Origin of the sequence: Pedobacter borealis DSM 19626, from assembly GCF_000708285.2 — a bacterium.
GTDB lineage: Bacteria > Bacteroidota > Bacteroidia > Sphingobacteriales > Sphingobacteriaceae > Pedobacter > Pedobacter borealis.
This window is the reverse complement of the sequence record NZ_JAUG01000025.1, coordinates 1-14749: the sequence shown is the minus strand read 5'-3', so window position 1 is coordinate 14749 and position 14749 is coordinate 1. Positions and strand designations below refer to the sequence as shown.

At 38.9% G+C, this 14749-nt stretch carries 11 protein-coding genes; 3 read left to right on the top strand and 8 right to left on the bottom strand.

Translation table 11 applies throughout. The annotated features are described in order from the left end of the window. Positions 1-5: 5 nt before the first annotated feature. The 8 genes from AW17_RS09450 to AW17_RS09415 all read right to left on the bottom strand — a co-directional run bounded on the left by AW17_RS09450 (position 6) and on the right by AW17_RS09415 (position 10775). On the bottom strand, positions 6-1238 hold the full coding sequence (locus AW17_RS09450) for a cytochrome c oxidase subunit II (protein WP_036669515.1): 1233 nt from the start codon (positions 1236-1238) through the stop codon (positions 6-8). Between the two features lie 69 nt (positions 1239-1307). Next, positions 1308-2531, bottom strand: coding sequence for a hypothetical protein (locus AW17_RS09445; protein WP_029275889.1), 1224 nt, complete (start codon positions 2529-2531; stop codon positions 1308-1310). A 16-nt stretch (positions 2532-2547) separates the two neighbouring features. Continuing rightward, a complete protein-coding gene (locus AW17_RS09440; RefSeq protein WP_029275888.1) occupies positions 2548-3153 on the bottom strand; it encodes a c-type cytochrome in 606 nt (201 codons plus the stop codon). Next, the gene (locus AW17_RS09435; protein WP_029275887.1) at positions 3125-3661 is read right to left on the bottom strand and encodes a DUF3341 domain-containing protein; all 537 of its coding nucleotides are present in this window, start codon (positions 3659-3661) and stop codon (positions 3125-3127) included. Before AW17_RS09435 ends, AW17_RS09440 begins: the two co-directional genes overlap by 29 nt. 2 nt (positions 3662-3663) lie before the next feature. After that, positions 3664-5136: an NrfD/PsrC family molybdoenzyme membrane anchor subunit gene (gene nrfD, locus AW17_RS09430; protein WP_029275886.1), complete on the bottom strand. Its 1473-nt coding sequence runs from the start codon at positions 5134-5136 to the stop codon at positions 3664-3666. Positions 5137-5162: 26 nt separating this feature from the next. After that, on the bottom strand, positions 5163-8195 hold the full coding sequence (locus tag AW17_RS09425; protein WP_029275885.1) for a TAT-variant-translocated molybdopterin oxidoreductase: 3033 nt from the start codon (positions 8193-8195) through the stop codon (positions 5163-5165). A gap of 48 nt (positions 8196-8243) precedes the next feature. Continuing rightward, positions 8244-9539 (bottom strand): c-type cytochrome, encoded by a 1296-nt coding sequence (locus AW17_RS09420; RefSeq protein WP_029275884.1) that lies wholly within the window; start codon positions 9537-9539, stop codon positions 8244-8246. A 255-nt stretch (positions 9540-9794) separates the two neighbouring features. Continuing rightward, positions 9795-10775, bottom strand: coding sequence for a deoxyhypusine synthase family protein (locus tag AW17_RS09415; protein ID WP_029275883.1), 981 nt, complete (start codon positions 10773-10775; stop codon positions 9795-9797). A 230-nt stretch (positions 10776-11005) separates the two neighbouring features. Between AW17_RS09415 and AW17_RS09410 the strand changes: the two genes are divergently transcribed. From AW17_RS09410 to AW17_RS09400, 3 genes are read left to right on the top strand one after another with little or no spacing between them, the layout of a single operon-like run. Beyond that, the gene (locus tag AW17_RS09410) at positions 11006-13309 is read left to right on the top strand and encodes a glycoside hydrolase family 95 protein (protein WP_051691730.1); all 2304 of its coding nucleotides are present in this window, start codon (positions 11006-11008) and stop codon (positions 13307-13309) included. Further along, complete coding sequence (locus AW17_RS09405; protein ID WP_029275881.1) at positions 13309-13605, top strand: RICIN domain-containing protein; 297 nt, start codon at positions 13309-13311, stop codon at positions 13603-13605. The genes AW17_RS09410 and AW17_RS09405 overlap by 1 nt, the downstream gene beginning before the upstream one ends. Further along, a complete protein-coding gene (locus AW17_RS09400) occupies positions 13596-14684 on the top strand; it encodes an RICIN domain-containing protein (RefSeq protein WP_342421662.1) in 1089 nt (362 codons plus the stop codon). The genes AW17_RS09405 and AW17_RS09400 overlap by 10 nt, the downstream gene beginning before the upstream one ends. Positions 14685-14749 lie beyond the last annotated feature (65 nt).

Sequence of the window (14749 nt, the reverse complement as noted above, 5' to 3'; positions counted from 1 at the left end):
TAATATTATTTATTTAAAGCCATTTGGTTAGTTTTCGCAGCTGTAGAATCTGTTGCTGCTGAATCTGCTACTGATTTTACAGGCGCAGGTGCCACTGGCAAATTAAATTGTTTTCTTAAATCGTCGTTTAAGTATGTTTTCTGTTCTGCTATCCAAGTTTTGTATTCAGCTTCAGAAACCACACGTACCACTTTTTGCATGTTGTAGTGACCTGATCCACAGATTTTAGCACATAAGAAAAGGTACTTAAAGTTTGGATCGTTGGTTTCTTGCTGCATCTCTGCAGTAGTTTTAGTAGGCGTAAACTCAAATATAGTTCTCATACCCGGTACAGTGTTTAACTGTACTCTAAAATGAGGCATATAAAAACTGTGAATTACATCTTTACTGGTTAAGATCAGCTTTACAGGTTTTCCAACCGGAAGAACCATTTCATCAGCCATCTCATCATCGCGGGAGTTGATATCTTTGAAATCGATACCCAATGTATTGGTAGCTGTAGTTAACTTGTAGTTTTTGTTCCCTACTATTCCATCAGCTCCAGGATAACGGATAGACCATTTAAACTGCTCAGAAGTAACTTCTATCTGTAATGGTTTGTTGTTTGGATCTTCAACTTTGAAGAAAATAGATCTCCAGGTTAAGAAACCCATTAATACCAAAACAGTTAATACTAAAGCCGGAACGATTGTCCAGATTTTTTCGATGGTATTATTGTGTGGGTAGTAGTAAGCTTTTCTTTTAGCTGAGTATTTATAGATGTAAGAAAATCCGAATAATAAGATGTGCGTAACTACAAATACAATGGTGGTAATGATTAATGTTAAATTAAACATCTCATCAATTTTCTTTCCGTGCTCAGATGCCGCATCAGGAAGTAACATCGCCCCATGTACTGTATATTCCCAATATACACCATACAAACCGATCACTAAAAACAGCGCAAATAAACTTGCGTGTACCCTGTTCCAGTTAATGCCAACAGATTTACCTTGTGCTTCGCGGCTTAATTCATATACTCTTATTGCTTTACCAATAATTGCAATGAATAAGCATACGGCAAGGAAAACCAGAATATAAAATATTACCGATTTATAAACCTCGCCCATATCAACCTTCGGTGCCGCGGCAGCACCTGCTGCTGCATCTTGCGCAAATACGCTAGTGTTTGCAAAAACAGTAATCAATACTGCTAAAGCTGCGGTCGTTTTATTCGTTATAAACTTTCTTAAACTCATTTTCTTAAAAGTAGTACGCTGTACTGCTAATTATAATAATAATTAAATATTTGCTCTATCTTATCACCGCTATAGCTGATGATGCAAACTTTCTTGTAATAATGGGTGATTCTTTGCTATTAAAGGCTTTTTGCTTAATGATGTTAAAACCGTAAAGGTAAACAATCCTACAAAACCTAATGCAGTACCAATTTCAATGATCCCAAAACCATTATGTCCTTCTTCTACTGCTCCTGGCATAATCATTTGGTAGTAATCTACCCAGTGACCTAAAAGTACCACAATAGAAACGAACAATAATTTTGCATCTGTTCTTTTGTTATCTCTGTCCATTAATAATAATACTGGCGCTAAGAAGTTCATCGCTAGGTTTAAGAAAAACCAGAACTTGTAATACTCAAAGCGTTTGTAGAAATATACAGTCTCTTCAGGCATGTTTGCATAGTAGATCAATAAAAATTGAGCAAACCATACATAAGTCCAGAAGATAGAGAAACCAAAAATAAACTGACCCAAGTTGTGCAAGTGGCTATTGTTAACCCATTGCATATAACCAGCTCTTCTTAACAAGATAAGGATAATGGCGATAGTAGCTAAACTACTTACCCACATAGCCGCGAAGTTATACCAACCGAACATGGTTGAGAACCAGTGCGCTTCTAATGACATTACGGTATCGAAAGCAAAAATCGGTGTTGTAAAACCGTAAATTACCAAGAAGATACAAGCATTTTTAAAGCTCTTTCTGTAAGCATTTAAACCACCTGCTAAATCTTCGTTATAAGAAAACTTAACAAACATGATCGAAAATATACTATAGATCCCTAAGAACACCACTTGGCGGCCTAAGAAAAAAGGTACATTTAAGAACACCGATTTACCAGCGATAATAGAATCATAATTAGCACTGTTTGGATCTGTTAATCCGTCAGCATGCCAGTGATGATATAAGTTGTGTGTGTATAAACCTGCTGAAATAATTACAACAAGTATTACAGCTGCTATTGGCAATGTTTTTGCCATAGCCTGTGGTACACGTAAAATTGATGCAGACCAACCTGCTTGAGCTACATATTGAACAGCAAGGAAAAATGTACCCGACATACAAACGCATGCAAAGTAATATGCCATAAGCAACAGGTTAGCAAAAGTACGCTCGTGCATCACTTTATCACCAGCTAAGAAACCATAAGCAACAGCTGCAATACCTAAAGCGATACCAACTATACTTAATGTTTTTACTTTACCTGTAAACTCAAACTGTTCACTAAAATTAATATTGTGAGTTCCCATTTATATTCTGCTTTACTTATTGTTGTTTTTGTAATTCCTGAACATACATCACCACTTTCCAACGATCTGTTGGTGAGATTTGCGAAGCATGCGAACCCATATTATTTACACCGTAGGTAATGGTGTGGTAGATTTTACCAGCAGTAAGTGCTTTCATATCTCCACCTCTCGACGAACTTCCTGAGAAGTAAGAAGGTACACCATTAAACTTCTCAATTTTAACCAAGTGTCCTTGTCCATCACCTTTTTCTCCGTGGCAAGGGCTACAGAAAACTTTGAACAAATGCTGACCTTGAGCCAAATTAACAGTATCAACCGGTAAAGGGTTAACCATGCTCACACCTGCAGCTTCATATCCTTCTTTTGTGTTAGGAAACTCATCATACTCTGTAAAACCTACTGGTTTAGTATGTGCAGGAGGCAACTGTGCCGTTTTACCATCTTTAAAATTCTTATTCGGTTGGTCCGGATTGTAAGCAATCGGATCATACATGTTTCTGGCATATTCTAAGCCAGTACTGCGTTTATCTTTACAAGCTGAAAAGGTAGCTGCAAAAGCGATAGCTAAAAACGCCGTGTAAACAAATTTATTCTTATTCATAGCTAATGTACTTCCTTTCATTATACTTTATTTCTAAAGCACCTGCATCTTTTAATAATCCATCAATTACAGTATGTTCTACATTGTCTTTTGCATCAACTGCAATTACAAAGCGATCATCTGTAGCTCTTAAATCCATCACTCTTGGTGCTCTTCCTGGAAATAAGTGTGTAGATGCATAATAAGTTAACACCATACCGAAAGCACAGAATAGTACTGTAAGCTCGAACATTATCGGAATAAAATCCGGTAATGCGAATGATGGTTTACCACCTATGTTTACTCTCCAATCGATTACTGCGCAAAAATAAATCAAAGCGAATGCACAGCAAGTACCGGTAATACCAAAGCAAAATGCTGCGATATCGATTCTAGATCTTTTAATTCCTAATTTGGCTTCTATTCCGTGTATAGGCATCGGTGTATATACATCATGAATGCTGATGTTATTTTCCTGAAGCTTTTCGATGCCGTGCATCATTTCGTCAGGATCGCCAAAACTGCCTAAAATATATTTGATATCACTCATTGTTATATTTTTGCGTAATCTTCTTGTTTAACACTATCAAATTTTTCTAAAGACTCTACGTATTCTGCAACGTATTCTTTATTCTCATGCCCTTCTTTAATCTGTTTCATTTTGGCTTGCTCACTTGCAGTTTTTAATAATAACTTAACTTCTGCTATAGCGATTGATGGTAATACTCTTAAGAACAATAAGAATAAGGTAAAGAACAAACCAATTGAACCTACGAATACGCTGATATCAACCCATGTTGGATAAAACATTGCCCAACTTGATGGAATATAATCGCGGTGTAATGAAGTAACAATAATTACGAAACGCTCAAACCACATACCGATATTTACTACGATAGATAAGATCCAGGTAGCACGGATGCTTAAACGGATTTTCTTGAACCATAATAGTTGTGGTGAGATTACGTTACAGGTCATCATCATCCAGTATGCCCACCAGTAAGGACCAGTAGATCTGTTAATGAAAGCGTATTGCTCATATTCAGAACCCGAATACCAAGCGATGAAAAACTCTGTTAAATAAGCCACACCTACGATAGATCCTGTTAAGATGATGATTTTATTCATCGACTCGATGTGGAACATGGTGATGTAGTTCTCTAAGCCTAATACTTTACGTGCAACCAATAATAAGGTTAATACCATCGCAAAACCTGAGAAGATCGCCCCTGCTACGAAGTATGGAGGGAAGATGGTCGTGTGCCATCCTGGAATTACCGATGTTGCAAAGTCCATTGATACAATCGTGTGTACCGAAAGTACAAGTGGTGTAGAAATACCTGCTAAGATTAACGACACCGCTTCGAAACGTTGCCATGTTTTAACGCTTCCACTCCATCCAAAAGAGAAGATAGAGTAGATTTTTCTACGTGTACCCACTGCACGGTCGCGGATGGTAGCGATATCTGGTAATAAACCTGTGTACCAGAATAATAATGATACAGAGAAGTAAGTCGAGATCGCAAACATATCCCACACCAATGGTGAGTTAAAGTTTACCCAAAGTGATCCGAATTGGTTTGGTAAAGGTAAAACCCAGTAAGCTAACCAAGGACGGCCCATGTGCGATACAACGTAAGTTGCGGCACAGATTACGGCGAAAATGGTCATCGCCTCTGCAGAACGGTTGATGGAGTTACGCCAGTTCTGACGGAAGAGTAATAGTACTGCTGAAATTAGTGTTCCAGCGTGACCGATACCTACCCACCATACGAAACCGGTGATATCCCAAGCCCAACCTACTGTTTTATTTAAACCCCAAGCTCCGATACCGTTCCAGAAGGTGTAGCTCACTGCAACCACCCAAAGTAAAGCGCCTAATGAAGCAAAGGTAAAACCAATCCACCAAGCTTTATTTGGCTTGTTTTCTACCGGGCCTAAAATATCATCCGTAATTTTTGCATACGTGATGTTATCTCCGGTAATTAATGGTTCTCTAAGTATTGATTCGTTATGTCCTGACATAATTTGTATTTTCTTTATACTAAAGCTTACGCTTGTACTGTTGTATCTGTGTTTCTAATTTTTGTCATGTAGCCGATACCCGGTTTCACATTGATCTCTTCTAATACGTAGTAGATACGCTCAGAACGTAATGCTTTTGAAACCTCTGAATTTGGATCGTTTGCATCACCAAATACAATCGCATTTGCTGAACAAGCTTCCTGACAAGCCATTTTAATATCGCCATCTTTTAATGGGCGTTTCTCCATTTTAGCTTGTAATTTGCCACCTTGTATACGTTGGATACACATAGAGCATTTTTCCATTACCCCTCTCGAACGTGTAGTTACATCAGGGTTTAAAACCAATTGGGTAAACTCGTTATTTAAATAGTTATCGAAACGTGAATCGTTCCAGTAGTTAAACCAGTTGAAACGACGTACTTTATACGGACAGTTATTCGCACAGTAACGTGTACCTACACAACGGTTATAAGCCATGTGGTTTAAACCATCACTTGAGTGTACAGTTGCCAATACCGGACAAACTGTTTCGCAAGGTGCGTGATCACAGTGTTGGCATAACATTGGCTGGTGAACCACAGAAACACGATCTAAGTCTTCTAACTTAGCAATTTCTTTCTCTCTGGTTACATCACCAGCTGCAGTTTCGTAGCTATAATAACGATCGATACGGATCCAGTGCATTTCACGACGACGGCGAACCTCATCACGGCCTACAACAGGAATGTTGTTTTCCACGTTACAAGCAACAATACAAGAACCACAACCTGTACAAGCATTCAAATCGATTGCCATAACCCAGTTGTTACCTGGTTTTTCGTATTGATCCCAAAGATCGTAATCTTTATGCTCGCCTTTTTCGTTACCAGCTCCAGGATTTTTCAAGTACTCCTTAAAAGTAGCTTCTTTAATCACTGCTCGGCCCTCGAAAGAGTGGTGAGTTTGTGTTTGAGCCAATTCGTAATAACCGCCTGTTGGGGTAATGGTTACCGAAGTAGCATATTGGAAAGTTCCATTTACAAAAGAAACAAAAGGGAAAGCATTTTTACCCACATCGTTACCAGCTTTACCAACTTTGGTACGGCCATAACCTAATGCGATAGATGCAGTTCCTTGTGCTTGTCCTGGCTGGATCAATACCGGAAGATCTACTGAATATCCGTTGCTCGCTTTAACCGTTACAACATCAAATTCTTTAACTTTTAATTTCTCGGCAAATTTTGGTGCGAGTGCAACATAGTTATCCCAGGTTACTTTAGAAACCGGATCAGGTAACTCTTGTAAGAATGCGTTGTTTGCATTTTTACCATCACGCATCGGGATGCTTTCGTAAACCTGTAATTCTACTTCTTTAGCTAAAGCTTTGCTACTGCTAACAATTGAAGTTGCAACTTGCGCTAAAGATTGAGTGAATGAATATGCTCCAGCAGTTTTTGCTGCTACAGTAACCACACCTTTTTCTAAAACTTCTTCCCATTTCAAACCAACAGCTGGTAACATTTTAGCTTCCCAGTTGCTGCGTACAAACTGATAGTAATCTTTAACCGGAGCATCAGCCCAGGTTAATAAACTCTCTTCAGCCTGGCGGCTATTGAAAACAGGGTTGATAGTTGGCTGAACGATAGAATAATATCCTTCGTAAGCGTTTGCATCACCCCATGATTCTAAGTAGTTATGGTTAATTGCAATGGCATCACAAGCGGTTGCAGTTTCATCAGCACGATCAGAGAATGAAATTTTAGCGGGAACCTTACCTAATGCATCAGTAAATGCTTTTGCATTTGCAGCATCGTAAACTGGGTTACTGTTTAAGAATAAAACAGCACCAACTTCGCCGCGGTTCATTTCAGCAACTAAGCCATTAAATTCAGCATCGTTACCTGCATATAAATAACAAGGGTTATCTAAATCGATAGTAGTACCATAACTTCCGATAGCGGCATTAATGGCATTTACTAAAATCTGAGTAGAAACATCGTTCGAACCACAAACTACAAGGCCTTTACCTTTAGCTTGTACTAATTCTTTAGCTACCAATTTAATTACTTTATCGGCAGTGGTGTTGTTACCTAACGTTCCGCCAGGTAAAGCACTTCCGGTAATTGCATTGTATAAGGCAATTAAAGCAGGTCCTTCTTCCGATAATTTAACCGGAACACGGGTATCTGCATTGGTACCTGTTAAGCTCATTCCACTTTCGAACTGAATGTGGCGGCTCATTTTTTTATTTTCTAACGATTTGTAGTTACGGTTAGCAGTATACTGAGCAGTAAACTCTTCTCCGCTAATCCAGGTACCTAAGAAATCGGCACTGAAACTTACAATTAAATCGGCCTTATCAAAGTTGTATTTAGGTAAAACTGCTTTACCGAAACTGTTTTGGTTAGCCTGGATAATACCAGTATAAGAAACGGCATCATACTGAACCAATTTAGCAGCAGGATATTTCGCAATAAACTGCGCAATAACTGCATTGGTTGATGGGCTGTTTACGGTTGATGCGACAATACGGATTTTCTTTCCACCTGCCTGTGCTTTTGCCAACTCGCCTTTTACAAAGCTGTCGATTTTTGCCCAGGTAGTTTCTTCAACTTTTCCATCTTTTACTAAAGCTGGTGCTTTTAGTTTAGATACATCATATAAATCTAAAACCGAAGCTTGCGCTCTTGCATCGGTACCACAATTAAACTGACCCGCATTTGGATTTGGTTCAATTTTAATTGGCCGACCTTCCCTTGTTTTAACCAAAATACTCTGGCCATTAAAGCTAGACGTATAATAGTTAGGAATACCTGGAGTAACTTCTTCAGGTTTTACCAAATAAGGGATAGATTTTTTTAACGGTGTACTTTGGCAGGCAGCTAATGTAACGGCACCTAAACCAAAACCTAACGCCTTTAAAAAGTCGCGGCGTGGGGTAACGGTACTTAACCCTGCTTCATTTAAAACATCTTCTATTGGAAGTGGCTCGGCGAATTCGTTTTTGTTATTCTTAACAAAATCGGGTGTATTGTTATACTCCTCTAAGCCTTTCCAGTATTTTTTGTTGCTTTCCATTTAAGCTATATTACTGTTTATTCGAACGTTCTTACTAAACTCTATCTATTAATAGTGGCATTTACCACACTCTAAACCACCCAATAACGCTGGTGTAATTTTCTCGCCTTTTTTAATCTTCTCGTGCGCTTCGATAACCTTAGCGTAGAAAGCATTATTTTTCTGACCAGAAATATCTGTTTCCTTATGGCAGTTAATACACCATTTCATGGTTAATGGAGAATATTGGTAAATTTCTTCCATTGTATTAACCGGACCGTGACAAGCGAAACATACAGGTTCTGTTGGTTGTAATCCTTTTGCTTTACGGATTGCATCTTCTGCAACAACTACGTGTTGAGAGTGATTGAAGTAAGCAAAATCAGGAAGGTTGTGTACACGTACCCATTCCATTGGTTTAGCTTTACTCTCATCATATTTCTGTGTTTCAGGATCGTAACCTAAAGCACTATAGATTTTTTTGATCTCTGGAGAAATCTCACCATCATATTTATCTCTTGCCTGAACAGCTTTATGGCAGTTCATACAAACGTTTAACGATGGAATAGTTGCATTTTTAGATTTAAATGCGCCGTTGTGGCAATACTGACAATCGATCTGATTGATACCAGCGTGCAACTCGTGAGAGAATTTAATTGGCTGAACTGGTTGGTAACCGGTGTGAACCCCAGTGTTCCACATGCCCATCCAACCGAATGAACCTAAACAGATGATTAAACACAAGATAAAGAACATTACAAATTTCTTGTTTTTGAACATCTTGCGCACACCTACCTTTAATGGCACATCTTCTTCAATCTCGATACCTTGTTTTTGTAAAATCAGGCGCTCTAACAATTTAGAAGCACGGCCTAAAATTACCAGGATAACAATCGCCAATACAACAATAGCCACAATACCTGCGATTGATAAACCTGAAGTAGATTCGTCTTTTACTGCAACAGCACCACCCGAAGGAGTAGCCGCTTTTGGCTCACCTTCTTTAATGTATGCTAAGATATCTTTTACTTTTGCATCATCTAACTCAGGGAAAGTAGTCATTGCCACTTTGCCGTTATCGTTAAACAATTTAACAGCTGCAGGATCTCCTGCAGCAATCATAGCCGCGTTGTTCGGAATCCATTTTAACAGGAACGCTTCAGGGTGACGATCGCTTACTCCTTCTAATGCCGGACCAATAACTTTGTGATCTAACGCATGGCACGAAGAACATTTTGCTTTGAAAAGCGTTCTTCCTTCTTTAGCATCCTGCGCATTTACGGTAGAAACCGCTATTACGGAAATTGCTGAAAATACGAATAACGACTTCCAAACGCTTTTTAAAATCATCGAGATATCTCTCATAATGAACACTTTATACTTATTTAATTTACTTTTTGTTGTGAAATTGATGCTGAACTAGGGGTAGCCCCACCAAAACTTGAACAAAAGTATAACTTATTAATAAATCCCATGACATAATAGTGACTGGAAATACAATTTATAATCATTCTAAACAAATGTCGTTTTAAGCCATTCAGGTAATAAAAATGCCCATTTTTGATATGTTATCTCCAATGGGCATACTAGAAACCAATTTGGTTTATTTATTTTTAATGATTATTGTTTTAATACCCAGGCAAACATTAACGGTGCTACAATTGTTGCGTCACTTTCTACAATAAATTTTGGGGTGTGGATATCTAATTTACCCCAGGTAATCTTTTCGTTCGGTACAGCACCAGAATATGAGCCATAAGATGTGGTCGAATCTGAAATCTGGCAGAAATAACTCCAGAAAGGAATATTTTCCATTTCCATATCCTGATAAAGCATTGGTACTACACAGATCGGGAAATCGCCGGCTATTCCACCACCAATCTGAAAGAAACCAATTCCTTTGCCACCGCTATTTGCAATATACCAGTCGGCTAACCAACCCATATATTCAATACCACTTTTCATTGTAGTGGCTTTCAATTCGCTTTTCATCACATATGAGGCGAAAATGTTTCCCATGGTAGAATCTTCCCATCCCGGAACTACAATTGGTAAATTCTTTTCAGCCGCAGCAAGCATCCATGAATTTTTAGGATCTATTTCATAATATTGTTCTAAGTCGCCGCTTAAAAGCATTTTGTACATAAATTCGTGCGGAAAATATCTTTCCCCAGCAGTATCTGCATCTTTCCATATTTTATGGATATGTTTCTGCAAACGGCGGAAAGCCTCTTCTTCTGGTATACAGGTATCGGTAACACGGTTGTAATGGTTCTCTAAAAGGTCCCATTCATCCTGTGGACTTAAATCGCGATAGTTTGGTACACGTTTATAATGTGAATGTGCTACCAGGTTCATAATATCTTCTTCAAGGTTTGCACCGGTACAAGAAATAATAGCCACTTTATCCTGGCGGATCATCTCTGCAAGTGAAATTCCCAATTCTGCAGTACTCATTGCACCAGCCAGTGTGATCATCATTTTACCACCTTCATCTAAATGCGTTTCGTATCCTTTAGCTGCATCCATCATTGCCGCAGCATTAAAATGGAGGTAATTACGCTCCATAAACTGAGATATTGGTCCTCTAGTTGTGCTCATTTTATTGTTTGTTTTTTATAAAGCCGCAAATATAGAGAAAAGTTAAAAGTTATTTATAAAGCATTTATTGGTTCACACCTAATTTGTAACATCACAACAAAGGGGGGTAAATTCTAGCATCCTAAACCATCAACTCACTGACCGCTAAAGCTAAGCATGAAATAGTCAAAATACCCTTAGTTATTTATATGAAAAATTAATACCTTGATGTTTAAACCTAACTAATACGTATGAAAAAAAACTTATTCTACTTTTTGTTGGTCCTTATTACATTTTGCACGGCAACAAAAGCACAAACGCTTACAGGACAGGCAAATGCACCCGCTGCGAAGCTAGCCCTATGGTATCGCACACCTGCTACAGACTGGATGACATCTGCCTTACCTATTGGCAATGGTAGAATTGGCGCCATGATTTTTGGGGGCATCTCTCAAGAACACGTTCAATTTAACGACAAGACGTTATGGACAGGTAGCAAAACCGTTAGAGGGGCATACCAGAACTTTGGCGATATTTATTTTGATTTCCCTAATATTACAACTGTTGCAAATTACAGACGTCAGTTAGATTTAGAAAATGCCATATCAACTGTAAGTTACGAAATTAATGGTGTAACATACACCCGCGAATATTTTTGCAGCTATCCTGATAATGTAATTGTGATGCGCTTTTCGAGTACTGGATCTGGCAACATCAGTTTTGATGCGAGCATGCAAGACACGCATTCCGCAACCCCCACATTAGCTGGAAAAAAGATATCGATAGCCGGAAATTTAACCTTGCTTTCTTACGAAGCAACCATGAGTTTGAACAACGATGGTGGCACCACCAGTATTAATGGAGATAAAATATCGGTAAATAACGCCAATTCGGTCACCATCATTTTATCTGCTGGCACTAACTATGACCCTGTTACAAGCACCTATTTAGGCGTTAATGCCGCTCAGTTGCACACCAATGTGGGCGCACAAAATGATTTGGCGGCTGCCAAAACTTATAGTAACTTACGTAGTACCCATATTGCCGATTATCAGACTTTTTTTAACAGAACCAGTCTCAACCTTAACGACACCAAGCCAACTATACCTACCAACGAGCTACGCACGGCTTATAACAGTGGCATTTATAATTCATTTTTAGATGTCCTTTATTTCCAATATGGGCGGTATTTGATGTTAGGTTCGGCCAGGGGAATGGCACTCCCATCAAATCTGCAAGGTTTATGGTGTAATAGCAATACTCCTCCTTGGCAAGCCGATATTCACTCTAATATTAATGTAGAAATGAATTATTGGCCAGCCGAAATCACTAATCTATCAGAACTGCACGCCACCTTTAACGATTATATTTACAATGAAGCAATGGTACAGCCTTCATGGCGGGCCATGGCTACCTCTACGGGAAACTCAGGGTGGACCATGAAGACACAAAACAATATTTTTGGCTACTCTGATTGGGAATGGAACCAGCCTGCCAATGCATGGTACTGTATGCATTTATGGCAACATTATGCTTTTACGCTCGACCAAGATTTTTTAACCAACAAGGCCTATCCGGTAATGAAAAGTGCCTGCGATTTTTGGTTGAGCCGTTTAATTACTGATAGCAATGGCAAATTGGTAGCGCCAAATGAATGGTCTCCAGAGCATGGCCCGCGCGAAAATGGAATTGCCTATGCCCAACAGTTAATTTGGGATTTGTTTACCAATACCATTAAAGCTAGCGAAACCCTTAACACAGATGCCTCCTACAGGACAAACTTACAGGCAAAATTGGCTTTGCTAGATAATGGAATAGTAATCGGAAGCCGAGGACAGCTTAGGGAGTGGAAGACTAGAGACGATGATCCAACTGAAAAACACAGGCATTTATCAAACTTTATGGCCTTATATCCTGGCAAAGCCATCTCACCTTTGATAGATCAAACCAATGCCGATGCTGCTAAAGTTGCGCTAATTGATAGAGGTGACAGTGGCCAGAGTTGGAGTACAGCATGGAAAATCTCAGCTTGGTCGAGATTACTTGATGGAAACCATGCGCATAGTTTGGTTAAATATGCATTAACCGAAACCTATGAGAATTTGTTCAGCGTGGGTCCACCCTTTCAAATTGATGGCAACTTCGGCACCACAGCTGGTATAACAGAAATGCTGTTACAAAGCCATCTGAACAAACTACAAATCCTTCCAGCGGTACCTACTACATGGCCAACAGGAAGTGTTTCTGGATTAAAGGCAATGGGCAATTTTACAGTAGGCCTTAATTGGAATAGCGGAAGCACCACTACCGCAACTATTTATTCTGGGTCTGGAAGCAAATGTACCATCTACTACAAAAATATCGCCAACGCAACAGTTAAGGATGGAAACGGCAACACGATTACATTTAACACTGTTAGCCCTAATGAGATTGACTTCCCTACTACCACAAGTAATACGTATACTATTTCGAATATTAATTTTCAGGTTGCTATCGCGCCTAATGCAATAGAAGACGGTATCTATAAATTGTATCTAGAAGAAGCGATAAGGTAATGACGGTAGTAAACAATGCTACTGCAGATGGCTCGAATATAGAACAGCGCACCTATAATGGCACTACTAACAACCAATTATGGATTGTTAAAAACCTGGGCAATGGATTGGTAAAAATCACCAATACGCAAAGTGGAAAGGTAATTCAGATAGCCGGTGCCTCTACAGCCAATGGTGCAGCACTCCAAATAGGAACCTACAATACACTTGCCAACCAACATTTTTCCTTATCAGCTACAGACAATGGCTATTTCCGAATTACACCATCGCAAAATAGCGGAAAGCCATTGACGTAAATGGGGGGAGTAGTGCCGATGGTGCTACGCTGATACAATGGAGCTACGGCGGTAGCACCAACCAACAATGGAAATTTGAAGCTGTACAAAATGCCATTGAAGACGGAACTTATAAAATAGTTTCGAGAAGGAGCAACAAACTCATTACCGTTGTGGGCAATGCAAGTACTGATAATTCTCCATTAGAACAACGTACCTACAGCGGATCGGGCAACGAACAATTGTGGACATTAACCAATATTGGCACAGGTTTAATCAAATTAACAAATGTACAAAATGGAAAGGCTATACAAATTGCAAACGCTTCTACATCAAATAGTGCTGCGGGGCAAATTGGCACCTATAATGCTTTAGCAAACCAACATTTTTCGCTAGCAAGTACCGACAATGGGTACTTTAGAATTACACCATTATTGGCCAGTGGGATGGGCTTGGAAGTTAACGGAGGTTCGAGCGCCGATGGTGCAACTTTGGCACAATATAGTTACAGCGGTTCAACCAATCAGCAATGGAAGTTTGAACCAACTCCCACTATGCAGTCTTTGCCCGCAAAATTAACATCGTTTACAGCTAAAATAAATGCCGATAAAAATGTATCCATTCAATGGGCTACCGCGACTGAAAGTAAAAACGATTATTTTCTAATAGAAAAGAGTATGGATGGTAAAAACTTTAACAAGTTAGGAAGTAATGTTTCTGCCAAAGGATCAAATTCAAGCTACACTATTGTAGATAAAAATGCCTCCGTTGGGAATAACTATTACAGATTAACCCAAGTAGATAAATATGGGCAAAATGAAATCACCCCTACAACTGTTGTGAACTTCGGTTTTAATAATTTTAAAAACCTAATTTTCCCAAATCCTTTAAAGGATAAGTATCTAACCATTAAAACCGAAACAGGTAACGAAATTGAAACCGTTGAGATTTTTAGTACAATAGGTGCAAAAATTCTATCTAAAAAAGTAACTAAAGATATCGATAACTCCTACCATTTGGTTTTCAACAATAAACCACCAGAAGGTATTTACCTAATTAAGGTTGGAAAAAAATATATCGGGAAGTTGATTGTTCAGTAATTCTTCGAATAAAAAATATTGAGCTAAAATGCCCCCAGAAGCTAAACACTTTCTGGGGGCATTTT

What these genes read in the sequence shown, in the direction of transcription:
- AW17_RS09415 (WP_029275883.1), bottom strand. Translation starts at nt 10,775, where the DNA reads ATGAGCACAACTAGAGGACCAATATCTCAGTTTATGGAGCGTAATTAC.
- AW17_RS09405 (WP_029275881.1), top strand. Translation starts at nt 13,309, where the DNA reads ATGACGGTAGTAAACAATGCTACTGCAGATGGCTCGAATATAGAACAG.
- AW17_RS09435 (WP_029275887.1), bottom strand. Translation starts at nt 3,661, where the DNA reads ATGAGTGATATCAAATATATTTTAGGCAGTTTTGGCGATCCTGACGAA.
- nrfD (WP_029275886.1), bottom strand. Translation starts at nt 5,136, where the DNA reads ATGTCAGGACATAACGAATCAATACTTAGAGAACCATTAATTACCGGA.
- AW17_RS09440 (WP_029275888.1), bottom strand. Translation starts at nt 3,153, where the DNA reads ATGAAAGGAAGTACATTAGCTATGAATAAGAATAAATTTGTTTACACG.
- AW17_RS09420 (WP_029275884.1), bottom strand. Translation starts at nt 9,539, where the DNA reads ATGAGAGATATCTCGATGATTTTAAAAAGCGTTTGGAAGTCGTTATTC.
- AW17_RS09425 (WP_029275885.1), bottom strand. Translation starts at nt 8,195, where the DNA reads ATGGAAAGCAACAAAAAATACTGGAAAGGCTTAGAGGAGTATAACAAT.
- AW17_RS09410 (WP_051691730.1), top strand. Translation starts at nt 11,006, where the DNA reads ATGAAAAAAAACTTATTCTACTTTTTGTTGGTCCTTATTACATTTTGC.
- AW17_RS09450 (WP_036669515.1), bottom strand. Translation starts at nt 1,238, where the DNA reads ATGAGTTTAAGAAAGTTTATAACGAATAAAACGACCGCAGCTTTAGCA.
- AW17_RS09445 (WP_029275889.1), bottom strand. Translation starts at nt 2,531, where the DNA reads ATGGGAACTCACAATATTAATTTTAGTGAACAGTTTGAGTTTACAGGT.